Source organism: Chelonobacter oris, from assembly GCF_000772535.1.
GTDB classification, from domain to species: Bacteria; Pseudomonadota; Gammaproteobacteria; order Enterobacterales; family Pasteurellaceae; genus Chelonobacter; species Chelonobacter oris.
The window spans coordinates 34,859-60,915 of record NZ_JSUM01000002.1; the positions used below are offsets into that span (position 1 = coordinate 34,859).

The following is a 26,057-nucleotide window of genomic DNA, read 5'->3' on the forward strand; positions in this document are numbered from 1 at the left end:
TCAAATAAAAGATCAAGTATCCATATCAACATAGAAAGATTTTAAGGTTTTTAGTTGGAAAATTTCATTCTTTATTTCATCTACAGTTTCTAATGCCTCTTTAATCGTCACATCCATATCCAAATAACGATATGTACCTAAACGCCCAACAAACGTAACATTAGATTCTTTTAATGCTTTCGCAACATACTGTTCTAATAATGCTTTATCTTTCACTAATCGAATTGGATAATATGGAACATCATTTTCACCACACAAACGACTATATTCACGATAGCAAATTGTTTTCTCATGTGATTCCCAAGGGGCGAAATGCTTATGTTCTGAAATACGGGTATAAGGTACTTCTTCATCACCATAGTTGATAACTGCATTGCCTTGATAATCTCCTTCATCACGGAAAGCCTCAAAATCCAAAGTGCGGTAACCCAAACGCCCAAGATCAAAATTAAACCAAGCGTCCAGAGGACCAGACCAGAAAATATGATCAAATTTTGTTTTCATCGTGTCTGTAAATTCAGTATTCAGTTTCACAATAATATTTTCATGCTTCAAAATATTTTCCACAATTATCGTATAACCGTCTTTTGGCATTCCCTGAAATTTATGCACAAAGTAATTATCATCATAATTAAAGCGAACAGGCAAGCGCTTTAAAATACTGGCAGGAAGCTCTTTAGGCTCAACACCCCATTGTTTTTTGGTATAACCATAGAAAAAGGCTTTATACAAATCCTTTCCAACAAACCGCATCGCCTGCTCTTCAAATGTCTGCGGATCCATGATCGACATATCTGCCTGACTTTCAATAAGCACTCTAGCTTCTTTGGGCGAACATATTTTCCCGAAAAATTGATTGATAGTATGCAGGTTAATCGGTAATGAATAAACTGCGCCTTGACTAATCGCTTTTACACGATTCACAAACGGCATTATCTCACCAAAACGATTAATATAATTCCACACTCTTTCATTATCGGTGTGAAAAATATGAGGCCCATAAACATGCACCATTACATTCGTTTCACTATCACGCTCAGAATGGCAGTTTCCAGCTACATGTGAACGTTTATCAATTACTGTAACTTGATACCCGGCTTCTGCTAATTCTCTTGCAATAACTGCATTAGAGAAACCGGCACCAACACATAAAAATTTTCTCATATTAAATCCAGCTCTCTCTAAATGTTACAACTTATTTTTTAAATACTCTTTCAATTTATTTAATCTGACTTTCATAAATGATGGCATTTTTTTCCATATTTTTCTAGAAACTTTCCATTTCAATGATTTAGATGGCACATTAATCATAATATTATTTTCTTGTGAGTTACTCTTCTGTGAAAACATAACAGATTCATACCAAAATGTAGTTCTTAGGTAATAAAAATAAAACTCATTAAATTTAGCATTAATATTATTCCATGGTTTTGTCTCATAACCGGCATAATGAATTATTTTGGGATTTAATATTGCCCCATCTAGTTCTTTCAATTGCCTATCAGATAATCCGTTTCTAACTTCATCACCACAATTAACCACATTCCATTTTGGTTCTAAATATTTAACATTTCCTAAGAAATATTTATTCAAAATATCCTGATCTAAAAACCAATATTTTTTGTCCATAAGAGATTTCATCATTACTTCTGATAAATCTAATTTTCTAAGTTTATCTAAATCAAATAAAATCACACCTGCTTGGAAATATTTATCCCAATTATCCTTTAAGCCGACATAATGTTGTAAATATTCTTTTGACTTAATGCTTCCTATTGTGCTGATAGAAGGCACACCAGTTTGGCAAAAATGATGCATGATATAATCAAATACAGCACCAATCGCTTTATCTTCTAAATCTGTAAAAAATAATTCGCTTAAATCACCTAATACAATAGTATCACAATCAATATATAATACTTTTTCTCTATCCTGAATTAGGCGCTCTAAGATTAACCTATAAAAAGTAGCTTTTGAAAAATGCATGTGTACTGATTGACTAGAAAATTCTGATTTCAAATCTAGAAACTGTATTTCAGCGTCTTTAACAAGCATTTTAGACAATAGGAATCTATTATGCTCTGAAATTCCTCCATCTAGTATGATTAAATCAAGAAAAAACGCTTTAGAAATATTACTTTGGATTGAAGAAATAAGCGAACCTAAATGAGCCACATAATTATTATCTGACGCAATAACAATACTTACAATTTTCTTACTTGTATTGGGTAGATTTGTGCACCATTTTTTAGCAGTTGTATCATGCACAAATACTCTTCTTAAGTAATTTATCTTCAAATTCTTTTCATCGATTACTTTCTTATATAACCAAATATTTAATAATCTTTCTGAAAGATATCCAAATACACGCTTCTCTTGCATATCATAACTAGAAATATCGATCCTTTTCTCCAACTCGAATAAAATATCAAATAGCCAATCCGAGTATTCATCATGAAGTCTTCTTTTCATAATGAACATATTAGTTGTAACTCCCATATTCTGATTCATTACTTTATCAAAATAAGGAATATATTCCGGGTAGAGATCCTGTATCACTCTTCTTACTGCATCGAGATCTCTTTCATGATGAAATTCTGATGTAATATAATTATGTTTAATATTTTTCCATCCGGCAGCCTTAACATCCCATTCAAATGGAAGAATAATATCAAATGGTTCTACCTGCATTCTTATGTTTGATTCAGATAACCCATATTTTTTTACAAAATCAAGCGTAAATTCATTCTCTTCTAAAAGTCCATAAATATTAAGATCCCTATCTTCCTGCGAATTAAAATCAAAATATCGTCGATAATGCATAATACCAATATAATCAGACACTAAATCATTTTTCCATGCCCAATACTGAGCCGTAAGCTCACAAAATGTTGCATTTCTATCTGAAATATTATCCCCACGATTATCTCGAAAACAGATACCTGGAATATCACTCTGATTACCAACTTGAATAGGTTTTATATAATTATTCCGAATAATATGAGACGGTTTATGATAAACACTGTATAAAGAAATTAGATTATCCATAAGAATTTCCTAAATAAGCTTGATTATAATTAATAACGATATCTTTAATAAAAGATATTAATCTCAATCGAGATATTAAATTATGCCCCCATGCTCTAAATGAACATGTATATTACACACTCGTTTTGCCAATTCATGATCATGAGTTGCCATTACTAAAATACCGGCCTTATCAACGAATGTTTCCAATCTTTTAGCGGCTTTATCCCGAAAACTCTCATCGCCTACACTCATCCACTCGTCCATTAATAAAATCTCAGGATGAACGCAGGTTGAAATTGCAAATGCCAATCTTAAAACCATACCACTAGAATAAGTTCTGACCGGCATATTGATGAAATCTCCCAACTCGCTGAAGTCAACAATCTCATCGATTAATACTGATGTTTGTTTTGGCCGTAGTCCAAGAAAAAGTCCCCTTAATTTGATATTCTCAACACCCGTGGCCTCACCATCCATTCCCAACATAGAGTCAAGTAAGCTGGTAACTTTACCTTTAACATCAATTTCACCTTCTACCGGAGCATAAACACCGGACAATACTCGAAGCAAGGTTGTTTTGCCTGAGCCGTTATGTCCAATCAGGGCAACCCGCTCCCCCTCTTTAATGTCTAGATTAATATCTTTTAACGCTTCAATTTCGGTGAACTTACCAATATTTCGGACAATTTTTCCACCGGTTGCCGCATTTAACATTGTTTGCTTAAATGAACGCTGTTTCGCATCATAGATTGGAAAGCGAACAGAGACATTTTCTAATTTAATATGCATATATCAGTACCTATAACCAGTATGTAATTCTATGCCGAGTTCTCATTAAAACCAACAGTGCCATCATAATTCCTACTATAGCCATCATAATTCCAACAATCCAATGATTGAACTCCGGTACTCCGCCTAACAAAGGTTTTCTTACCAGATCCAATAAAATACTGAGCGGATTCCAATATGCTAAAAAACGTCTGTCTTCAGGTAATTGTTCCATACTCCAAATTATAGGGGTAACAAAAAATAGTAATGTCGTAATACTACTCACAACAGGCCCCATATCACGATAACGTGTACAAAAAATAGAGATGATAATACCAACCCAGAATAAATTAAGCAGTACAATAAAAAAAGCCGGGATAACCAAGAATGCATCTAAAGAAATCGGTTTCCAAAAAATAAGCATGATTATCGGATAAAGTAAAATATTATGGAGAAATACAATAAACTGTCTGTATAGAACCCGTAAAATGAAAACGACCGGCGATATTTTAATTTGCTTTAAATAATGTGCTGATTCCGCATATGCAACAGCAAACTCATTAATAGAAGTTGCAATTAAAGCCCAAAAGATCATACCCAAAGCAAGATGAGGAATAAAATCAGTCAGGGTATTACCAAATAGAGAGCCATATAAAGGCCCCATTGCGCTCAATGTAATCGCCATACTCAATGTAATCCAAAAAGGCCCAAGTGTAGAGCGGCGATATCTGGCTAATACATCATACCAACCAAGAGTAGTCCACAAATAGTACTCTTTGAATGCTACTCGCACATCCGAAAGCACATCTTTAAAATTACTCATTTTTATTACCTTTATTTTTCAATTTTATGCGTATCTTGCTTTGCAAGCGTTACATCCGTTTTTTTCAAATAGATATTGTTGTAACAATAATTTGTTGCTTCCATATAGCCTTCAACACTACCACAGTCAAATCGTTTTCCTTTAAACTTATAAGCTATAACACAGCCATTCTTAGCTTGCTGTAATAACGCATCCGTTATCTGAATTTCACCATTTTTACCTGCCGGTGTATTTTCGATTAACTCAAAAATATCCGGTGTTAAAATATAACGTCCGATGATTGCTAAATTACTTGGTGCCGTACCTAATTCTGGCTTCTCAACCATATTTTCCACTCTAAAAAGATCGTCACTTAACTGAGTTCCCTCAATAATTCCGTATTTATTTGTTTCATTTTCAGGTACTTCTTCAACCGCAACAATAGTGCAACGGAATTGGTTATATAACCGCACCATTTGTTTTAATACACCATCACCCTCATTAATGCAAAGATCATCAGCAAGCACAACGGCAAACGGTTCATCCCCTACAAGCTCTCTTCCGACTAAAATCGCATGCCCCAAGCCTAGCATTTCCCCTTGACGCGTAAAAGTAAATGTAGCCGAATTCATAATTTTTCGAATATCATCTAATAAAGATTCTTTATTAGTACCTTTAATTTGATGTTCCAATTCATAGTTTTTATCAAAATGATCCATCAAGGCGTACTTACCGCGCCCTGTGACTATGCACATATCTTTCATTCCGGCTTGAATAGCTTCATCTACACCATATTCAATCAATGGTTTATTCACAACCGGCATCATCTCTTTCGGCATAGATTTAGTTGCCGGTAAAAAACGCGTGCCATAACCGGCAGCCGGAAATAAACATTTTTTAATCATAAAAACTCCACTGGGATTCCAAATCTCATCATTTTTTATCAAGTAATATAATCTATTTTTCTTTTATAATACGCAGCAAATACTGCCCGTATTCATTCTTGCTCATCATTTTAGCCAAGCTTAAAACCTGCTCAGTAGACAACCAACCGTTTCTCCAAGCAATTTCCTCTAAGCTTGCCACCTGCATACCTTGCACATTTTCGATCGTACGTACAAATGAAGCCGCTTCATGCAGGCTTTCATGGGTTCCGGTATCCAGCCAGGCAAAGCCACGGCCTAACAATTGAACATTCAGGGAACCGTCTTCCAGATACATTTGATTGATTGAGGTAATCTCCAACTCGCCACGATCAGACGGTTTCACTTGTTTGGCAAATTCAACGACACGATTATCGTAAAAATACAAGCCGGTTACCGCCCAATCAGATTTTGGTTCAGAAGGTTTTTCTTCAATTGATAACGCTTTATAGTCTTGATTAAATTCAACGACGCCGAAGCGTTCAGGATCTTTCACTTGATAAGCAAAAACGGTTGCCCCGTTTTCTCTTCCAACCGCACTTTGCAATAGCGGCGTAAAGGATTGTCCGAAGAAAATATTATCGCCCAATACTAAGCAACAACCGTCATCGCCAATAAAATCTTCTCCAATCAAAAATGCTTGTGCTAATCCGTCCGGACTGGCTTGAATTGCATAACTCAACGTAATCCCAAAATTACTGCCGTCACCCAGCAACCGTTTAAAACTATCGTTATCTTCCGGCGTGGTAATAATCAAAATGTCACGAATCCCAGCCAACATTAAAACTGATAACGGATAGTAGATCATCGGTTTATCATAAACCGGCAGTAACTGTTTAGAGACGCCACGGGTGATTGGGTATAGCCGAGTACCGGAACCACCGGCGAGAATAATGCCTTTCATCATATTGTCCTTGCTATTTCTGTGCGCCCAAACGCTCTAAACTATAGGAACCGTCCAATACACGACGCCACCATTTTTTATTGTTTAGATACCATTCCACGGTTTTGCGAATGCCCGATTCAAACGTTTCTTCCGGCTTCCAACCCAGCTCTCTGCCGATTTTGCCGGCATCAATCGCATAACGTACATCGTGCCCCGGTCGATCGGTCACATAAGTAATCAAATCCTGATAGTTTTCCACACCTTGCGGTTTGTTCGGTACCAACTCTTCCAATAATGCACAAATGGTTTTTACCACCTCGATATTCGCCTTTTCATTGTGACCGCCGATATTATAGGTTTCGCCGATTTTCCCCTCAGTCGCCACTTTATACAATGCTCCGGCATGATCTTCGACAAACAGCCAATCACGAATCTGCATTCCATCGCCATATACCGGCAGAGGCTTACCGTCCAACGCATTTAAAATCATCAACGGAATCAATTTTTCCGGAAAATGGAACGGGCCGTAATTATTGGAACAGTTGGTGACAATAGTCGGCAAGCCATACGTACGAAGCCAGGCTCTGACCAGATGATCGCTCGATGCTTTTGACGCAGAATATGGGCTGCTTGGCGCATACGGCGTGCTTTCAGTGAACAGTTCATCCGTCCCTTCCAGATCACCGTACACTTCATCAGTTGAGATATGATGAAAACGAAATGCCTGTTTTTTCTCGCTATCCAGTCTGTTCCAATATCCTCTGGCGGCTTCTAATAAGGTGTATGTGCCGACAATATTGGTTTCAATAAAGGCTGCCGGCCCGTCAATAGAACGGTCGACATGACTTTCTGCCGCCAAATGCATAATAACGTCCGGTTGATATTGCTGAAAAATACGTTCAAGTGCGGTTTTATCGCAAATATCAGCCTGCTCAAATGTATAGCGAGGATTATTCTCGATGGATTCCAATGATTCCAGATTGCCGGCATAAGTCAATTTATCCAAATTAATAACACTATCATCCGTGTGATTAATTATGTGGCGAACAACTGCCGATCCGATAAAACCAGCGCCGCCGGTAACCAAAATGTTCATCAAATTCCCCAATCAAAGTAAAAATATGCAGTAAAACACCGATAATAATTTATATTTAACCATGCTTTATCCACGAATAAATTCGAACTATTCTAGAAGAATTTTAAAATAACCACAATTTATTTATATTGATACCGTGAAACGCTGCCGATAAATAATAATGTCTCTCATTACTGTGCGAGACAAAACGGCTTATCACAACAAAAAACTTCCCGAATCCGCCTGATACGGGTATAATCTGCGCCTTGTAGCAGAAATGAATTTACTGAACTGCGTTGAAGTGCGGTTCGAATTTTCTGGTAAATAAATGTATTCAAGATGAAAAATTTCAGAGGAATGAATGGCTAAAGAAGACAGCATTGAGATGCAAGGGACGATTTTGGAAACCTTGCCGAATACCATGTTTCGGGTTGAACTGGAAAATGGACATGTGGTAACGGCGCACATTTCAGGCAAAATGCGTAAAAACTATATCCGTATTTTGACCGGGGATAAAGTGACTGTTGAGCTGACCCCTTATGATTTGAGCAAAGGACGCATTATTTTCCGCAGTCGTTAATTCTCAATTTCTTTTCGCTAAAAAAGCGCTGACCATCACTTCGGATTAGCCAGCGCCTTTATCTTAGACAACCCCTTTTATTTTACGCAAGCTTGCTGTAGCAGTTTGCGGCGGAAAAGTGCGGTGAAAATATGCAATAACAGTAAGACTAACGATAAGAGATATAACGGTTTGTCGCCGAATGTCGTATAAGGCGTGGTTCGGCTCTCCGTTTTTAATGTTGTCGTCAGTGTCGTTGCGATAAATTGCGGCGCTTGCTCGATAACCTTGCCGTCGGCACCGATAAAAGCGGTAATGCCGGTATTGGTGGCGCGAATCACCGCTTTGCCGTTTTCTAACGCCCGCATTCTTGCCATTTGGAAATGCTGCCACGGGCCGATAGAATCACCGAACCAAGCATCGTTAGAGACCGTCAGGATAAAATCACTCTGTTTATTTTGCGCCAAATTTTGCTGTAATTGGCTGCCCAGAACAATTTCATAGCAGATAGCCGCCGTTAATTCCAGCCCTTTTGCCTTGAGCGGGGCTTGCAGATAGTCGCCTTGTTTAAAGTTGGACATCGGCAAATTGAACATACTGCCTAATGGGCGCAAAATACTTTCCAGCGGCACATATTCGCCAAACGGCACAAGATGGTGTTTGTTATAGCGGTTTTCGGTTTCTAATGTATAAGGCTGCTGCGGGTTGCCGAGAACAATCACCGAGTTATGAAACCTATCCGACAGCGGATTGTGATATACCGTGCCGACAATCAACTCACTGCCGTGCTCCGCCGCCGCAGTTTGCCAACGTTGCAACAGGGCGGGAACCCGATTTTCCAAAGTCGGAATTGCCGCTTCCGGCAGAATAATCAAATCACTTTTGCCCAAGTACGGTGCAATCAACTTTTGATAAATATTAATGGTATGACTGAAATGATCCGGATCCCATTTCAGATTTTGTTCGATATTGCCCTGCACCAGCGTGATCGTCAGTTCTGCTGAGTTATTATGCTGATTTTTTGTTCGATAATCCGCTTTCTGCCCGAGATAAAATGCCGCTCCGCCGACCAACAGTAACATCACGACAGCACTTACACTCAAGGCAGTGCGATTGACTGTCGGAATCAACCAATATTTGATTAAAGCAACCGACAGTGCCGACATCCAAACCACAAAAAATGTCACGCCTTGTACGCCGAACAGCGGCGCAAGACCAAAAAACGGGCTGTCGATTTGCGAATAACCGAATTGCAGCCAAGGAAAACCGGTCAATACCCAGCCGCGCAAAAATTCGGTGAATGTCCATAAAATCGCAAACAATACCGCACTTTGAATTTGAAAACGCTGCACAAGGTAAGCGAACAGTAGCGGGTAAAGCGATAAGTAAGCGGCCAATAACAACACCGCCAAATAGCTCAACAGCAGCGGCACGCCGCCAAACAGGTTAATGCTGACGTGTATCCAGTTAATGCCGAATGTAAAAAAGCCGAGAGCCCAGAAATAAGCGCTATAAAGTGCGGTTTTGCGTTCGCGTTGCGTTGCCAGAAAAATCAGTCCGCCCAGACTGAAATACGCCATGCCCCAAAAATCAAAGGGGGAAAAAGCAAGCACGCCGCTTGCCCCTAACATCATACTCAGCAGAATTCTGCTTATCGGGTGAGAGAAGAACGACATCACTGGTTACTTTCCGTCTGTTCCGGTTCCACCTCGATTTCATCCGGCACTCTGACCCACAGCTGGATAATTTTCCGACTGTCCGCCGAAACCACTTTAAACTGCAATCCTTCCAATTCAATTTCTTCATCACGGTTCGGTAGATAACCGAAAGCCTGCATAATCACGCCGCCGATGGTATCGACTTCTTCCGAATCAAAATGCGTACCGAATTTTTCGTTGAAATCCTCAATGTCGGTCAACGCCAGTATGGAATAGGTATGGCGTGAAAGTTGGCGGATATCCGCCGCTTCTTCCTCGTCAAATTCATCTTCAATATCGCCGACAATCTGTTCCAAAATATCCTCAATCGTCACTAATCCGGAAACAGCGCCGAATTCGTCGACCACAACCGCCATGTGGAAACGCTCGGAACGGAATTCTTTCAACATGCGATCGACACGCTTGCTTTCCGGCACAATCACGGCGGGGCGCAAAATGGACGACATATCAAACTCTTCCGCATTGGTGCGTGAAAACGGCAACAAATCTTTGGCGAGCAGTAACCCTTCAACATTATCCCGTTCATCACTGACCACCGGAAAACGGGAATGTGCGGATTCAATGATCACGTCTAAACAGGAATCCAACGACTGATCTTTATTAATAAACACAATCTGCGCACGCGGAATCATAATATCACGCACCCGCAACTCCGAAATTTCCATCACGCCTTCAATCATTTCTCGGGTATCCTGATCGATCAAGTCATTCTGTTCGGAGTCCCGAATGACTTCAACCAGTGCTTCCCTGTTTTTCAGCTCGCCCTGAAACAGCCCGCCCAGCAGCGAATGGAAAAACCCTTTTTTCGTACTTTGTTCCTGATTGTCGTTCGTCGTCTGTTCGTCACTCATAATCTTTTATATTATCACTCTGGTTTATTAAAATAAGCATTCTCAAACTAGCATATTTTATAAGGCTTCGCCAGCCGTTTGCGGTTCAACCAAACAAAAAAACCAACCGCACTTTCCGTTTGGTTGGTTGTTGTTCAAGGCGATACGCTATATATCACTTCACTTTGTTCTGCGCTCTTTTGCCTAAAACGACCGTGACCGAGAAAGCCACCACAAATGCAATCAGCATACCGATAACATACATGCTGATATCGTTCGGTTTAATCGAAATGATACCCGGCAAGCCCGCCGCACCCAACGCTTGTGCTTTGACATTAAATAATGCCACAAACGCACTGGCACAACCGGCTCCGACCATCGCCCCGATAAACGGATAGCGGTAACGCAAGTTCACCCCGAACATTGCCGGTTCGGTAATACCCAACAGCGCACTGATGCCGGACGGCAAGGCGATACCTCGGGTTTTCACGTCTTTCATAATCACAAAAACCGCCAGACAGGCCGCGCCCTGCGCAATATTGGACATCGCCGCAATCGGGAAGATAAACGTACCGCCGGTCGTGGCAAAATCCGCCAACAATTGCGTTTCAATCGCAATAAAGGTCTGGTGCATACCGGTGATGACAATCGGTGCATACAACGCACCAAACAGTGCTCCGCCGATAAAGCCCGCCGTATCATACAACCAGGTTAAGCCCGCACCGAGTAAAAAACCGGCTTCACGGGTGATCGGCCCGACAAAACTGAAAGTCAGTAAGCCGGCAATAAACAATGCCAATAGCGGTGTCAGCAGATTATCTAATACCGACGGCACCACTTTGCGCAATGCTTTTTCCAACGTAGCCAAAATCCAAGAAGCTACTAAAACCGGCAAAACGGAACCTTGATAGCCGACACGTTCAATGTCAAAACCAAAGATATTCCAATAGGCGAGTTTGCCTTCCGCCACTACACTGGTGTAGTTCCAGCCGTTGACTAAATCCGGATGAACCAGCAACATCCCCAATGCCGCCCCTAAAAACGGATTACCGCCGAATTTCCGTGTTGCGGAAAAAGCGATCAAAATCGGCAAAAAGACAAACGGTGCATTGGCAAAAGTGTTAATCATTGCCGCCAAATCCGCCAATTCCGGGTGAGTGTCAATTAACGACATGCCTTCGACAAACAGGTCTTTTGCCATGAAAACATTGGCAAGCCCCATTAACAAACCGCCGGCAACGATTGCCGGAATAATCGGAACGAAAATATCCGCCAAGCCTTTCACCAGCCGCTGCAAGAGATTCTGATTCTGTGCGCCGGCTGCCGCCACATCATTTTTGGTCATATCGCCCATGCCCAACATGGCGCTCATTTCCGCATGGACTTTATTGACCGTGCCCGAACCAAAAATAATTTGATACTGACCGGCAACCGAAAACTGACCTTTCACGCCGTCAATATTTTCGATTGCTTCTTTATCGACTTGCGCTTCGTCTTTCAAGACAATCCGCAAACGGGTCGCACAGTGCGCCAGGGCGCTGATATTTTCTTTCCCGCCGAGTTTTTCAATGACCTGCCGGGCAATTTTTGGAAAATCCATCATTTTTCTCCTGTTTATTCGAGGCTGACTATAATCTGCACAATTTTAACTAAAACGTTTTAGTTAGGCTATCATTTTAACTAAATCGTTTTAGTCCGATTTTATTTTTGTGATCCGGTTAACAAAAAACCTCGCGTTAAGCGAGGTTCTCTCTTTTTGCCGATACAGCAATGGCGACTAAAAACGGTAAGATACGGAGAAATCGAAAGTGTTCAGTTTCAGCTTATCATCGCCGTGTTTCAGATTGGAGCGGATATATTCCACCCCCAATTCAATATCGGAATCCAACGCATAACGCACGCCGGCACCATAGCCAAAACCTTTAAAATTACGTTTATCGTTATTTAAATTCTCAAATTTAATCTCGGAATAGTTGTAATTCAATTTGCCGAAAGCAAGTAAATTCGGGGTAATCCGATAGCCTTGCGCATAACCCAATGTGTAATGATCACGCTGTTTGATCTCCGTGCCGGAGGAATTACTGATATTGAGCGTGTCGGAACGCCCCAATTTGTCACCGAACAGTTTAATCGAGGCATAAGGCAGACCGACAAAATCATGCCCGTAATCGAAACCGTAATCACCAATCAAGTTCAACGAGGTAAAACGTTTGAATGACACCTCACTGCCGGTGCCTTTATTGGTCGCCAAATTCAAGCCGACAGAGGGGCCGACAAACGTTTGCCCCGCCGGAGCCGCCTGTACCGCACTTGATGCGGCAACGCCAAGAACGAATAGTGTTGGAACGAATAATTTTTTCATGTTGTTCTCCTTTTCAATTATCAAAATAAATCGTGTCGATTTGATACGCTTCTAGCCGTTTTCACTTTTTCCTATCCGATCTGAAGAGATTGCGTGGTGCGAAAACAGCAGGGTAAAATCTTCAAACATCGGCCAAACATCAGCATCAAAATCCCGTTTGAGCTGCCGTTCGATTTGCGCCAATTTTTGCAGCAAACGGAATAAGTCGGCATACCGCATTCGCTGCATGGCTTTGGTAAAAAATGGTCTGCGATTTTGCCAAACCCGCAGTCGGTCGAAATGTTGCCGCAAGTTGTGCAACGGCAGTGGCGCAGCCGTGTTGACGACACGCTCTGCACCGGCGAGCTGTAAAATCGTATTCAGCTCTTTTTGAGCACTGCGCAGCAAAATCAACGGCTGCACGTCCTCATTTTTGAGCGAATACAAAATCCGCACCGCTCTTTTGGTTTTCCCTTCCAGCATCGCATCAAGCCACTGGTAAGGCGTGAACACCGAAGACTGCTCCACACAGGCTTTGGCTTTCAGGTAATTTATCTTACCCTCAGGATAAACCAGCTTGAGCAGATTCAACAGTTGCTTGAGCGCCAGCAAATTGCTTTCATAGCTATACGCCAGCAATTGCAGCGCTTCGCTGTCCAACGTCAATTGCAACGCTTTGGCACGCTGTTGAATCCATTGCGGCAGCTGTTCCGGCGTCGGCGTTTGGCAATTGACTAAGACGCTTCGATTAGCCGAATACTGTTCCAATGCGCTAAACCAGCCCTGTTTTTCCGTTTGCAGATTAAAGCGCGAAAATTGCAGAACCAGCAAAATATCAGCGTGCAGCAGCCCGATCAATGCCGATAATTTCTTCTGTAGCGACTGGTTCAGGGTATCCGGCAACGTCAGCAGCAAAACCGATTTTTGATAAAACAAGCCTCGGGAATGACAACGTTGATACAGATCGTCCCAATCGGCGGCATTATCGACCGCTCGCTGCAAAACCTCATCAAACTGCTGCTGTCCGGCATATTGAATCAACGCCTGACGCGATTCGTCCAACAACAGCGGATCTTGCCCCGCCAGTAAATAACCGGGTGCAAGCCCTTGTTGCAACAGGGGATCCAACTGGACGGCTTGAATACGTTTCACAACGGCAAATCGAATTTAAGGGGTTATAGACAGCTGTTTTTGCAGGCTGATTATTTTGATAATCAACTGCCGCGCCGCCTGCGCCCGCATATCGTTATGAATCACATCTTCTTCCGCCGATTTCGCCAGTGCCGCACGGGAATCGTCAAAAAATGTCCGGCTGTTACGCACCGTCAACGGAAACTCTCCCCGCCCGGGAATATACATTGTCGCATTCAGATTGAGGGTCAACAATTTTTCCGCTTCGCGCCCCTGCTTAAAAACAGAAACCACGTTGGACGAAATCGATTGTCCTTTAATCCGCAATTCCGGCACATCACCGCTTTCTACAATATTCACCTGATGCAGCCGCAACTGACTGCGGACTTCACGACTCAAATAATCATACGGATCCGCACTTTGCAGTTTTAGCGTTTGAAATTCTTTCTCGATTCCGCCCTGATTGGCAAACTGAAAACCACAGGCGCTTAACAACGCAACCATGCCGCAAATCAGAAACAAATAACTTTTTTTCGACACACTTTGTATCCTTCTGTTGAGGTTAAAACCGCACTTTATAAAGCGACAGATAATGGCGGACAGATAATCCGCCTCTGCGATTATGGCTTATTTTGCCACAAAACTGAATAACTTGCCTGCGACATAAATGGTCTTCACGATAGTCAAACCGTCCAGATGGCGCGCAACGTTTTCATCGGCAAGTGCGGTTTGCTTAATCGCCTCTTCCGCCGCATCGGCAGCAACCGTCAATTTGCCGCGTACTTTACCGTTGACCTGAACCACGATCAATTTCTCTTCGTCAACCATTGCCGCTTCATCGGCTTGCACCCACGGCGCAAAATCAATGGTATCCTGATTGCCCAGTTCATGCCATAAAGTGAAGCAGATATGCGGTGTGATCGGATACAGCATTCTCACGACCGCACTTAACGCTTCCGCCATCACCGCTCGATCCTGCTCACTCTCCAGTGAGGCGCGGGTCAGTTTATTCATCAACTCCATAATTGCGGCAATTGCGGTATTGAACGTTTGGCGACGACCGATATCATCACTGACTTTCGCAATGGTTTTGTGTAGATCACGGCGTAACGATTTTTGTGCGGCAGATAGCGCATTAATATCTAACGCTACGGTTGCCGGATTGCGGTTATATTCAAACACTAAATTCCACAAACGACGCAGGAAGCGGTTTGCCCCTTCAACACTGGCTTCCTGCCACTCCAGCGTCATCTCGGCAGGCGAGGCGAACATCATGAACAAACGCACAGTGTCGGCACCGTATTTCTCCACCATTTCCTGCGGATCGATACCGTTGTTTTTCGATTTCGACATTTTGGTCATGCCGGCGTGTACCAGTTCACGCCCGTCTTTATCCAACGCTTTGATAATCCGCCCTTTTTCGTCGCGCTCTACGCTGACATCGGTCGGCGAAACCCAAATACGTTCGTTACTGTCGGAAATATAGTAATAGGCGTCCGCCAGCACCATGCCCTGACACAGTAATTTCGTCACCGGCTCATCGGCTTGCACCAGCCCGGCATCACGCAACAGTTTGTGATAAAAACGGAAATACAATAAATGCATGGTGGCGTGTTCAATGCCGCCGATATATTGATCGACCGGCAACCAGTAATTGGCTTCGGCCGAATCCAGCATGCCGTCTTGATATTTCGGACAGGTATAACGGGCGTAATACCAAGAGGATTCCATAAACGTATCAAACGTGTCGGTTTCACGCAAAGCAGGCTGTCCGTTATAGTGGGTTTTCGCCCAGTTCGGATCCGCTTTAATCGGGCTTTGCACGCCGTCCATCACCACATTTTCCGGCAAAATAACCGGCAAATCTTCCATCGGTACCGGCACCACATCACCGTTTTCCAGTGTTAACATTGGAATCGGTGCGCCCCAATAACGCTGGCGGGAAACGCCCCAATCACGCAGGCGGTAATTGACCTGACGCTTGCCCGCACCGATGTTTTCCAGTTCGTCGGCAATCGCATTGAACGCCTGTTCAAAATCCAGTCCGTCAAATTTGCCCGAATTAAACAGCACACCGGGTTCGACAAATGCCGCTCGGCTGATATCAAGTGCGGTTTCGTCTAGCGGACGAATCACGGCATTAATCGGCAGATGATACTTCCGTGCAAATTCATAATCACGCTGATCATGTGCCGGCACAGCCATCACGGCACCGGTTCCGTAGTGCATCAAAACGAAATTCGCCACCCAAACCGGTACTTTTTCACCGGTGAGCGGATGAATAACATCCAGTCCGGTCGCCATGCCTTTCTTTTCCATCGTGGCCAAATCGGCTTCCGCTACTTTGGCATTCTTGCTCTCGGTAATAAATTTTGCCAATTCGGGATTATGCTGTGCGGCTTGCGCAGCCAACGGGTGCGCGGCGGCCACCGCCACATAAGACACGCCGAAGAACGTATCCGGACGGGTGGTGTAAACCGCCAGTTTTTCATCACTGTCGGCTATCTGGAAGCTGATTTCCACCCCTTCGGAACGACCGATCCAGTTGCGCTGCATACTTTTAACCTGATCCGGCCATTGCGGCAAGTTGTCCAATCCTTGCAGCAATTGTTCGGCATACTCGGTGATTTTCACAAACCACTGCGGAATCTCTTTTTGTACCACCGGCGTATCACAGCGCCAACAGCGGCCTTCATCGACCTGTTCGTTTGCCAGCACGGTTTCATCATTCGGACACCAGTTCACCACCGATGTTTTCTTATACACCAGCCCTTTTTTATATAGTTCCGTGAAAAACCATTGCTCCCATTTATAGTAATCCGGTTTGCAGGTGGTCAATTCACGATCCCAATCGTAACCAAAACCCAGTATTTTCAGCTGCTGCTTCATGTAGGCGATATTTTCATAAGTCCAAGGTGCGGGCGAGGTTTTATTTTTAATCGCTGCATTTTCCGCCGGCATACCGAATGCGTCCCAACCGATCGGCTGCAATACGTTTTTACCGTTCATGCGTTGGTAGCGGGCGACCACATCACCGATGGTATAATTACGCACATGTCCCATATGCAATCGGCCGGACGGATACGGAAACATGGAGAGGCAGTAGTATTTTTGTTTGCTGAGGTCAATTTTGGCGGCAAATACTTTGTTATCCAGCCAATAATTCTGCACTTTCGGTTCAATCTGATCCGGACGATATTGTTCTTGCATAGCGAAATTACCTTTTAATCAATACAAAAAACCGCAACTTTGCGGCTAAATATAAAATGGGATATAGCATAGCCTAGAATGGCTTAGAATAACAGGATTTATTGAGGAGAAAACGAGCCGACAGCCCATCGTCTGGCGCAATACAACGGGCTGCTGAATCGGGGTTGTCGAATATGCAGTCCGTTAGTCTGCGGAAACTACCGCCGCCGTGTAATGCAAACCGTCCATTGCCTGAATCAGCCGTTGGTGATCAAAATCTTTTTTAACGATAACGTTCACCAACTGGGTTTTTATGTTGGCTTTGGTTGAAACTACCCCCTCCAGATTGCGCAATTCTTTGTTCACTAAATAAGCACATAACTGGCAATTCATTTCATTGACCTGCAACATAAGCTGCTTTTCATCGGTTTCAATCGTCGCATTCGCCGCGGCAAATGAAAAACCGCTCAGCAAGCTATATAACACCATGAAAGATAATATTTTTTTCAGCATAAAAATCTCTTTTTTATCCTTTATTCCAAAAACCAAGGCAACAATATCGGGTATGACAGAAAAAACAGGATCAGCACGAACACGAGACAATACAATACCATCAAGCTGCGATGAGATAAATATCGGGTGCAAATCACCTTATTTGAAAACATCAATAACCAAAAACCATAGCCAAAAAGTGCCAATGACAAAATCAGCATCGGAATTTGTAAAAACGCCAACTGATTGAGTCCGATTAAAAACGGGGAAGATATGCCAAACAGCAGATAAACCAACGGCGCAATACAACATAACGTCGAGGTTACCGCTGTTGCCAGTGCCGCCATGCCGGCGGCAATAAAGCGGTGATTATAATTTTTTGGAAATAAATTCATATTTGAATTCTTTCGGATCAAAGAAATTTAATGGATCACCGCCGATTTCGGCATACGGATAGCCGAAATTATTCAACGGCGTCAGCTCCGGCATAGGGTACAAGTCAAAATCACGCCCGTGATTATACCCCACCCAGTTCATCTCCCAGTTGCCGAATAAATAATCGGCTACCGCATTAACATCCGCATCATCAGCCGCTTTTTTCTCTGCCAAACGCATTTTTGTCACATCTGCCGAGTCCACCGGAACCCAACCGAAACCGGCTAAATAGAACTCGGCACGGCAATGTTGTCCGCCGCTGACGTTGGCAATGTGATTCTCATCAGCACTGCCGAATGCGGTTTTTGAATATTTTTCCATTTTCGGTGCGGCACCTAACCGCACACCAAAGACTTCCCTTGCCGGAATATCCACTGCACGCGCCAACGCCACAAACACCGAGTTAATATCGGTACATTTTCCACGCAGCACGCCGGTTGTTAAAATTTTCTCTACATCACCGTCACCACAACCCAGCACCGAATTATCACGTTCCATATTATTCACAATCCAGTGATGAATTAATGCCGCTTTTTTCAGCGGATTGGTTTCGGCACCGACAATTTTATCGGCATATTCTTTCACAATGCCATCGATTTTGATGTGTTGGGTCGGTTTTAAATATGGCAAAACATCAACGGAATAATGAATTTTTTCAGGCGGTTGATAATTATCTAAAGTACCGCTTTTGCGCTGTTCGCGATCTTTGGTTTGAATAACCAGCGTGATTTTTAAATCCCGTTTTTCGGCATTGTCAGCCCATGTGGCATACAACGTTTTTGCCCCGTAAACATTATTTTCCGTGATGTAAGCTTGTTGATAATTGCCTTCATATTGAATGAATTTCACATCTTGGTAATCATTGTTAAACGGAATCGGAACCCAAAGTCGGGTTTCACCGCTTGAGCCTTTCGGCGCAACAATGTCGAATGTTTTGGTGAGTTCAAAAGTGTGGGAATCGGTATTGACGCTGTTTTGTAGAACAGCCGCATTAGCACTGCCGACGGCACAAGCCAGTGCAGTGGCCAGCATTAATTTTTTCATTGGCAGAATCCTGTATTGATATAAACAAAACTTGTTATATAACCCTATGCTTATGGTATCAGCCCAAATAAGCATAACTAAGGATAAGGGAAAATAACCAAAAAGCAAATCGCTTTGCGCATTATTTATCAAACGATAGATAATTTTTTACCGCACTTTGGTAGAAAAACTGCTGATCGTCCCAACGCAGCATGGTCATATAATTGCCCCAAACACAGCCCGAATCCAGTGCATAAATGCCTTTCGGGGTGGATTCGCCCACCAGGCTTGCCCAATGTCCGAACAGAATCGGTTGCTGCTGATAGGTCGGGTTATCCAGCTCATACCACGGAAACAGATCGGGCGGTGCGTCCGCCAATGTGGCTTTAGAGTCGAAATCCAACCGATGATCGGCATAACAAAAACGCATTCGGGTAAACGCATTCAAAATATAGCGTAGCCGTGCTTGCCCTTGCAGCTGTCTGTTCCAACGGGCAGGTTGATCACCGTACATATTTTTAATCAAAGTGCGGTAGTCTCCGTGCCGTAACACCGCTTCCACTTCGGCAGCGCATTTTTTGGCACGGCGCAAACTCCAATCCGGACTGATGCCGGCATGGCACATTAAAAAACCGTGCTGCGGATGTTGGCGCAATAACGGCTGATGACGCAACCAGTCGATCAGTTCCTGAAAATCATCGGCGGCAAAAATCGTATCAACCCGATCTTTTTTCTTGATCGATTTCAAGCCAAGTGCGGTCGCAATCAAATGCAGATCGTGATTGCCTAACACGGTTTTTGCCGCATTGCCCAGCCCCTTAACAAAGCGTAGACATTCCAACGATTTGTCGCCTCTGGCAACTAAATCGCCGACTAGCCAAAGCTCGTCCTGCTGCGGATCAAACCCCACCTTATCCAATAGCAGCCGCAGTTCGTCAAAACAGCCTTGTAAATCCCCGACAATATAGGTCGCCATCGCGTTCCGCCTATTCGCCGTCCGCCGGCTGTTCACGTTCGGCTTGCGGCGGATTATCGCTCAACCAGTTTGCCAGACGGGCATAATCGGCAACCGACAGATTTTCGGCACGCGCATTTTGATCAACCTCAAGTGCGGTCAACTGTTCCGCACTGAGCAACGTGGAAAGCGCATTACGCAATGTCTTGCGCCGCTGATTGAATGCTTGGCTGCAAACTCGGTTCAACCAATACAAATCCTTGACCGGATGCGGCAAAGTGCGGTGCGGAATCAGGCGCACCACCGCCGAATCGACTTTCGGCGCCGGTTTGAAAGCGCTCGGCGGCACGTCCAACACCGGCATAATCTGACAAAAATATTGCGCCATCACCGTCAAACGCCCGTAGGCTTTACTGTTCGGGGCGGCGCACAAACGCTTCACCACCTCTTTTTGCAGCATAAAATGCATATCTTGAATGCAGTCGTAATACTCAAACAGATGGAACATCAACGGTGTAGAAATATTGTACGGCAAATTGCCGAACACCCGTACTTTCTGCCCGACTTGCTCAGACAAGCGACGAAAATCGACCGTCATCGCATCTTGCTCGATCACGATCAATTTTTGATGTAAAAACGGATGATGGCGCAGGCGTTCCGCCAAATCCCTATCCAGTTCAATTACGGTCAAACGCTCAATCTGCTCGGCAACCGGTTCGGTCAGCGCCCCCAATCCCGGTCCGATTTCCACCAGACAGTGATCGTTTTGCGGGTGAATCGCCGCCACAATATCTTGAATAACCTGTTGATCGTGCAAAAAATTCTGCCCGAAACGCTTACGGGCGGTGTGCCCTAGATGTTTTTTTGAATTCATGAGTCGTCTGTCCGCTCGAATAAAATTGGTGCTAAGTATAAAACAAAATCCCGACAAGTGCGGGATTTTGTTGTTCAAGTGCGGTCGGATTAATCCAGAATCTTGATTTCCGCCCGTTTACGCAAACCGCTGACCCAGTTGCGCGCTTCTTCCTGCGCCTGCTTGTTGACGATCTGCTCATAAGCTTTTTGACGATAGAAATCATCGGTTCTGTCGCCTTTTCGCGTCTCGGTAACTTGCAAAATATGCCAGCCGTGTTCGGTCTTAAACGGCTGTGAAATCGTGCCTTGCTTACTGCTGCGTACGACTTTGGCAAATTCAGGCACATAGATCTCAGGGAAAGCAAAACCTAAATCCCCGCCTTTATCACCGGACAAATAATCTTTCGAATTGGCTTTTGCCGCCGCTTCAAACGTCGTTTTTTTCGCCAAAATATCGGCTCGGATTTTACTTAATTCCGCTTTGGCTTTTTGATCGGTCAAAATCGGGTTGGTTTTCAAGAGAATATGGCGGACACGATATTCCGGCGCCAGTTGTTTTTTCAGCTTACCGCTCTTTTCAGCCTGCTGTTGCAGGCTGTTACCCAGTGCGTCCACTTCCTCACGGGTTACACTGATACTTTTGCCGATATTTTGTTGACGGACTTCGTTCATCAACAATTGATGGGCAATCTGGTTGCGGTATTGGTGATAATTCACGCCCTGATAATCCAACACGTCCAGTAGTTGTCCCCAAGTCAGGCCGTTACTGTCGGCAATGCTTTGAAATACTTGATCAACCTGCCCGCTGCTGATACGTACACCGGATTCCCGAATGGCCTGCTGTACCAAAAGATCATCAATCAATCCGTCCAGCGCCTTCTGGCGGTTGGCGGCATTATCCGCCTTTTTACCCAGCTCTTTTTTCACCTGACTCGCCAGAATAGGGCTGCCGTTAACCGTTGCCACCACTTTTTCGGCGGCCACCGCCTGCACAGGTAAATAAAAAGCAAACAGTAACGCCAGACTACCAATAAATTTTGCTTTGATCTTGTTCAATTTCATTGTTTTTCCAATTCTCATGATTAAAAAGCTACTTTGCTTAGAACCTATTTTTACCAAAAAATTCCAATTTATGTTGATAATTCACAACAGTTGCCTAATTGTTCAACAATTTTTAACCGAATATCACGATTAGCAGCCTACTCAGCCGCATAGCCGTCCGCCGCTAACGGCTGATTATCCAGATAGGCTTTGTCGCTATGCAGGCATAATCTTCCGTCACAAAACCAAGCAACCACCAACGGATAAATTTGCCGCTCTTGGGCTTTGACCCGATCGACGACATCGGTTTGTTGATCATCGCTGAAAATCGGCACTTTTGCCTGTAACACGATCGCACCGCCGTCGACGGTTTCATTGACGAAATGCACCGTGGTGCCGTGTTCGCGATCACCGGCTTCCATTGCCCGACGATAGGTGTCCAAGCCGGGATATTTCGGCAACAACGACGGATGAATATTCAAAATCTTACCTGCAAAACGCTGAACGAAGCCTTCGGTCAAAATTTTCATATAACCGGCCAGCACGATCAGGTCAACTTGCCGTTGTTCCAAGTAATCGGCGACAGCACAATCCATCAACCGATTATTTGCGTAATTTGAACGCAAAAAAGTGCGGTTTTCAATCCCGACATCGTGCGCCCGCTGCAAGGCGTAAGCATCACTTTGATTACTGACCACCGTGACGATTTTCCCGTTAATGCTGCCGTTTCGGCAGGCATCAATCAATGCCTGCAAATTACTGCCCTCGCCGGAAACCAATACTGCGATGTTGATCATACGGCCGGCATCACCACTTGTTGGGTTTCATCATGACCTAACGCATCAATATGCCCGATCACCCAGGCCTTTTCTCCGGCTTGTTGCAGTAGGGCAAGTGCGGTTTCCACATCTTTTTGCGGCAGCGCAATCACCATACCGACTCCGCAGTTGAAAGTGCGGTACATCTCATGACGATCGATATTGCCCTGTTGCTGCAACCAATCAAACACTGCCGGCCACTGCCAGCTGTTTTCATTGATCACCGCTTTGACGTGCGCAGGCAGCACGCGCGGTATATTTTCCCAGAAACCGCCGCCGGTCAAGTGGGAAATTGCGTGTACATCAACATGCTTGATCAATTGTAAGACGGATTTGACATAAATTTTAGTCGGCGCCAGTAAATGCGCCGCCAGCGGTTTGCCGTTCAGCAATTCCGTTGCCGCCTCAACGCCGCTGACTTCCAAGACTTTGCGGATTAACGAATAACCGTTGGAATGCGGCCCGCTGGAACCTAATGCAATCAGCGTATCGCCCACTTTCACTTTGCTGGCATCGATAATTTCGCTTTTTTCCACTACGCCGACACAAAAACCGGCCAAATCGTAATCACCACGATGATACATACCCGGCATTTCCGCCGTTTCGCCGCCGACCAAGGCGCAGCCCGCCTGTTCGCAACCGTCGGCAATGCCCTTAATCACATCCGCCGCAACATCAACTTCCAGTTTGCCGGTTGCATAATAATCCAAGAAAAACAGCGGTTCGGCGCCTTGCACCACCAGATCATTGACGCACATTGCCACCAAATCAATTCCGATGGTATCGTGTTTGTGCAAATCTATCGCTAAACGCAACTTCGTGCCGACACCGTCGGTGCCGGAAACCAGCACCGGTTCTTTATATTTTGCCGGAATGGAACATAGCGCACCAAAACCACCCAATCCGCCCATCACTTCCGGACGGCGAGTCCGTCTGACGTCTTCTTTGATTCTGTCAACCAAGTCATTGCCGGCGGTAATATCCACGCCGGCATCTTTATAACTCAATGCTTTCTTTTCCACGATAAGTTCCTGTTTCTGTTGTTTAGCAAAAGCCATGGTTCCTACGAGCGTTACTGCTCATTATTCAAACGGTAACGATTGTAACATGCCCTGTCGATTATTGGCGATAGCTAAATTCAGGAATCGTTGTGCTTTCATGTTTTCGGTTTTATTGTGTGAAATTCTCTTCGCTTAACATAAAAAGCTATTAATTCTTTGACCTATCCATTAAAATTTAGCGGATAAATCTTCAAGGAGCTGAAAATGAAACTGGTTCAAGTCAAACACCCGCTGATCAAACACAAACTCGGCCTGATGCGTGCCGCAGAAATCAATACCAAAAACTTTCGTGAACTGGCAACCGAAGTCGGCAGCCTGCTGACTTATGAAGCCACGGCGGATCTGGAGACCGAAACCGTGATTATCGACGGTTGGAACGGTCCGGTAGAAGTGGAACGCATCAAAGGCAAAAAAGTGACGGTTGTTCCGATTCTGCGTGCCGGTCTGGGCATGATGGACGGCGTGCTGGAACATATTCCCAGCGCCCGCATCAGTGTGGTCGGCATGTACCGCAACGAAGAGACTCTGGAGCCGGTGCCGTATTTTCAGAAGCTGGCGGGCGATTTAGAAGAGCGGTTGGCAATCGTGGTTGATCCGATGCTGGCAACCGGCGGCTCAATGGTTGCCACCATTGACTTGCTGAAAGCCAAAGGCTGCAAACAGATCAAAGTCTTGGTGTTGGTTGCTGCGCCGGAAGGGATTGCGGTATTGGAAAAAGCCCACCCCGATGTAGAATTGTATACTGCGTCCATCGATGATCACTTGAATGAGCAGGGTTATATCATTCCGGGTCTGGGCGATGCCGGTGATAAAATTTTCGGCACTAAATAACCTATTTTTTCAGCAACGGGAAATCCACCATGCAAAATTCCATTCCGGCACATGACGATCTACCGACACAAAGTTTGGTCAAACAGGCGTTCGTCGGGCTGCAAATGCTGTTTGTGGCATTCGGCGCCTTGGTTCTCGTGCCGTTGATTGTCGGGCTTGACAGCAATACCGCACTTTTGACCGCCGGTGTCGGCACGCTGCTGTTTCAACTCTGTACTCGTCGCCAAGTCCCGATTTTTCTCGCCTCTTCTTTCGCTTTTATCGCCCCGATGCAATACGGTATCGCCACTTGGGGATTAGCGGTGACGATGGGGGGATTAATGGGCGCCGGTTTGGTTTATATCGCGCTGAGTGTCTTGGTGAAACTGAAAGGCGCGGCAATTCTGCAACGGGTATTCCCACCGGTCGTCGTCGGCCCGATTATCATCATTATCGGCATGGGCTTGGCGCCGTTGGCGGTCAATATGGCGATCGGCAAAGGCGGGGACGGCGCACAACTTTATCCCTACGAACAAGCCGTTTTAGTGTCGATGGCGACCTTGATCACCACCTTGGCGGTTGCCGTTTTTACCAAAGGCTTGATGAGGCTGATTCCGATTATGTTCGGCATTGCCGTCGGTTATGTTTTGGCGCTGACTCTCGGCTTAGTTGATTTTACCGCTATCGGCAATGCCGCTTGGTTCAGTATGCCGACACTCACCACACCGGAATTTAAATTGGAAGCGATTCTCTATCTACTGCCGATTGCTATTGCCCCCGCCATTGAACATGTCGGCGGTATCATGGCGATCAGCTCGGTCACCGGTAAAGACTTCCTAAAAAAACCGGGGCTGCACCGCACTTTGCTCGGTGACGGGATTGCCACCTCCGCCGCCTCGTTTTTAGGCGGTCCGCCGAACACAACCTATGCCGAAGTCACCGGCGCAGTGATGTTGACCCGAAATTTCAATCCGACAATCATGACTTGGGCGGCCTGTTGGGCTATCGCCATTTCATTCTGCGGCAAAGTCGGCGCATTTTTATCCACTATTCCGACAATTGTTATGGGCGGCATTATGATGTTGGTATTCGGCTCAATTGCCGTTGTCGGCATGAGTACCCTGATTAAGGCGCAAGTGAATGTATCCGAACCGCGTAACCTGTGTATTATTTCCGTGGTCATGACATTCGGTATCGGCGGCATGATGTTAAATGTCGGCGAAGTATCGCTAAAAGGCATCAGCCTGTGCGCCATCGTGGCGGTGATCATGAATTTGATTCTGCCGAAGGGTGAACAAGAACCCGTTATATAATT

25 protein-coding genes are annotated in these 26,057 nt (G+C 44.6%); 3 read left to right on the forward strand and 22 right to left on the reverse strand.

The genetic code is table 11. The annotated features are described in order from the left end of the window. Positions 1 to 12 precede the first annotated feature (12 nt). From glf to rfbB, 7 genes are all read right to left on the reverse strand, one after another. Positions 13 to 1,164: a UDP-galactopyranose mutase gene (glf, locus tag OA57_RS00810; protein WP_034612188.1), complete on the reverse strand. Its 1,152-nt coding sequence runs from the start codon at positions 1,162 to 1,164 to the stop codon at positions 13 to 15. A gap of 24 nt (positions 1,165 to 1,188) precedes the next feature. Further along, entirely contained in the window at positions 1,189 to 3,048 is a 1,860-nt protein-coding gene (locus OA57_RS00815) for a DUF4422 domain-containing protein (protein WP_034612190.1), read from the reverse strand. Positions 3,049 to 3,123: 75 nt separating this feature from the next. After that, entirely contained in the window at positions 3,124 to 3,819 is a 696-nt protein-coding gene (locus tag OA57_RS00820) for an ABC transporter ATP-binding protein (protein ID WP_034612193.1), read from the reverse strand. Between the two features lie 10 nt (positions 3,820 to 3,829). Beyond that, entirely contained in the window at positions 3,830 to 4,621 is a 792-nt protein-coding gene (locus tag OA57_RS00825) for an ABC transporter permease (RefSeq protein WP_034612196.1), read from the reverse strand. Between the two features lie 11 nt (positions 4,622 to 4,632). After that, entirely contained in the window at positions 4,633 to 5,505 is an 873-nt protein-coding gene (gene galU / locus OA57_RS00830; RefSeq protein ID WP_034612197.1) for a UTP--glucose-1-phosphate uridylyltransferase GalU, read from the reverse strand. A 52-nt stretch (positions 5,506 to 5,557) separates the two neighbouring features. Next, the gene (rfbA, locus tag OA57_RS00835) at positions 5,558 to 6,427 is read right to left on the reverse strand and encodes a glucose-1-phosphate thymidylyltransferase RfbA (protein ID WP_034612199.1); all 870 of its coding nucleotides are present in this window, start codon (positions 6,425 to 6,427) and stop codon (positions 5,558 to 5,560) included. Between the two features lie 13 nt (positions 6,428 to 6,440). Continuing rightward, positions 6,441 to 7,505, reverse strand: coding sequence for a dTDP-glucose 4,6-dehydratase (rfbB, locus tag OA57_RS00840; protein ID WP_034612202.1), 1,065 nt, complete (start codon positions 7,503 to 7,505; stop codon positions 6,441 to 6,443). A 340-nt stretch (positions 7,506 to 7,845) separates the two neighbouring features. Here rfbB and infA point away from each other — a divergent pair, with 340 nt between their 5' ends. Next, positions 7,846 to 8,064 (forward strand): translation initiation factor IF-1, encoded by a 219-nt coding sequence (gene infA, locus OA57_RS00845; RefSeq protein WP_034612205.1) that lies wholly within the window; start codon positions 7,846 to 7,848, stop codon positions 8,062 to 8,064. A gap of 77 nt (positions 8,065 to 8,141) precedes the next feature. Here infA and lnt read toward each other — a convergent pair whose 3' ends face one another. From lnt to purM, 15 genes are all read right to left on the reverse strand, one after another. Then, the gene (lnt, locus tag OA57_RS00850) at positions 8,142 to 9,719 is read right to left on the reverse strand and encodes an apolipoprotein N-acyltransferase (RefSeq protein WP_034612208.1); all 1,578 of its coding nucleotides are present in this window, start codon (positions 9,717 to 9,719) and stop codon (positions 8,142 to 8,144) included. Further along, entirely contained in the window at positions 9,719 to 10,612 is an 894-nt protein-coding gene (corC, locus tag OA57_RS00855) for a CNNM family magnesium/cobalt transport protein CorC (protein WP_034612212.1), read from the reverse strand. The genes lnt and corC overlap by 1 nt, the downstream gene beginning before the upstream one ends. A gap of 154 nt (positions 10,613 to 10,766) precedes the next feature. After that, entirely contained in the window at positions 10,767 to 12,191 is a 1,425-nt protein-coding gene (locus OA57_RS00860) for a sucrose-specific PTS transporter subunit IIBC (RefSeq protein ID WP_034612214.1), read from the reverse strand. Between the two features lie 177 nt (positions 12,192 to 12,368). Further along, a complete protein-coding gene (locus tag OA57_RS00865; protein ID WP_034612217.1) occupies positions 12,369 to 12,953 on the reverse strand; it encodes a porin family protein in 585 nt (194 codons plus the stop codon). Between the two features lie 51 nt (positions 12,954 to 13,004). Then, the gene (gene holA / locus OA57_RS00870; RefSeq protein ID WP_084589836.1) at positions 13,005 to 14,084 is read right to left on the reverse strand and encodes a DNA polymerase III subunit delta; all 1,080 of its coding nucleotides are present in this window, start codon (positions 14,082 to 14,084) and stop codon (positions 13,005 to 13,007) included. Between the two features lie 15 nt (positions 14,085 to 14,099). Further along, positions 14,100 to 14,567, reverse strand: coding sequence for an LPS assembly lipoprotein LptE (gene lptE / locus OA57_RS00875; protein WP_052122320.1), 468 nt, complete (start codon positions 14,565 to 14,567; stop codon positions 14,100 to 14,102). Positions 14,568 to 14,690: 123 nt separating this feature from the next. Beyond that, positions 14,691 to 17,273: a leucine--tRNA ligase gene (gene leuS / locus OA57_RS00880; RefSeq protein ID WP_034612220.1), complete on the reverse strand. Its 2,583-nt coding sequence runs from the start codon at positions 17,271 to 17,273 to the stop codon at positions 14,691 to 14,693. Between the two features lie 183 nt (positions 17,274 to 17,456). After that, a complete protein-coding gene (locus OA57_RS00885; RefSeq protein WP_034612502.1) occupies positions 17,457 to 17,762 on the reverse strand; it encodes a heavy-metal-associated domain-containing protein in 306 nt (101 codons plus the stop codon). Positions 17,763 to 17,785: 23 nt separating this feature from the next. After that, a complete protein-coding gene (locus tag OA57_RS00890) occupies positions 17,786 to 18,139 on the reverse strand; it encodes a membrane protein (RefSeq protein ID WP_034612223.1) in 354 nt (117 codons plus the stop codon). Continuing rightward, positions 18,114 to 19,223, reverse strand: coding sequence for a transglutaminase-like domain-containing protein (locus tag OA57_RS00895; protein WP_034612225.1), 1,110 nt, complete (start codon positions 19,221 to 19,223; stop codon positions 18,114 to 18,116). The genes OA57_RS00890 and OA57_RS00895 overlap by 26 nt, the downstream gene beginning before the upstream one ends. 121 nt (positions 19,224 to 19,344) lie before the next feature. Beyond that, positions 19,345 to 20,178 carry a bis(5'-nucleosyl)-tetraphosphatase (symmetrical) ApaH gene (gene apaH / locus OA57_RS00900; protein ID WP_034612228.1) on the reverse strand — a complete coding sequence of 278 codons (834 nt, stop codon included), beginning with the start codon at positions 20,176 to 20,178 and terminating at the stop codon, positions 19,345 to 19,347. Positions 20,179 to 20,188: 10 nt separating this feature from the next. Then, positions 20,189 to 21,031 carry a 16S rRNA (adenine(1518)-N(6)/adenine(1519)-N(6))-dimethyltransferase RsmA gene (gene rsmA / locus OA57_RS00905; protein ID WP_034612229.1) on the reverse strand — a complete coding sequence of 281 codons (843 nt, stop codon included), beginning with the start codon at positions 21,029 to 21,031 and terminating at the stop codon, positions 20,189 to 20,191. An 89-nt stretch (positions 21,032 to 21,120) separates the two neighbouring features. Further along, positions 21,121 to 22,074, reverse strand: coding sequence for a peptidylprolyl isomerase (locus OA57_RS00910; RefSeq protein ID WP_034612233.1), 954 nt, complete (start codon positions 22,072 to 22,074; stop codon positions 21,121 to 21,123). Between the two features lie 137 nt (positions 22,075 to 22,211). Continuing rightward, positions 22,212 to 22,850, reverse strand: coding sequence for a phosphoribosylglycinamide formyltransferase (purN, locus tag OA57_RS00915; RefSeq protein WP_034612235.1), 639 nt, complete (start codon positions 22,848 to 22,850; stop codon positions 22,212 to 22,214). Beyond that, entirely contained in the window at positions 22,847 to 23,893 is a 1,047-nt protein-coding gene (gene purM, locus OA57_RS00920) for a phosphoribosylformylglycinamidine cyclo-ligase (RefSeq protein ID WP_034612505.1), read from the reverse strand. Before purM ends, purN begins: the two co-directional genes overlap by 4 nt. 243 nt (positions 23,894 to 24,136) lie before the next feature. Here purM and upp point away from each other — a divergent pair, with 243 nt between their 5' ends. Both upp and OA57_RS00930 read left to right on the forward strand, forming a co-directional pair. Further along, positions 24,137 to 24,763, forward strand: a complete 627-nt coding sequence (upp, locus tag OA57_RS00925) for a uracil phosphoribosyltransferase (RefSeq protein WP_034612238.1) — start codon at positions 24,137 to 24,139, stop codon at positions 24,761 to 24,763. Positions 24,764 to 24,792: 29 nt separating this feature from the next. Further along, the gene (locus tag OA57_RS00930) at positions 24,793 to 26,055 is read left to right on the forward strand and encodes a uracil-xanthine permease family protein (protein ID WP_034612241.1); all 1,263 of its coding nucleotides are present in this window, start codon (positions 24,793 to 24,795) and stop codon (positions 26,053 to 26,055) included. Positions 26,056 to 26,057 lie beyond the last annotated feature (2 nt).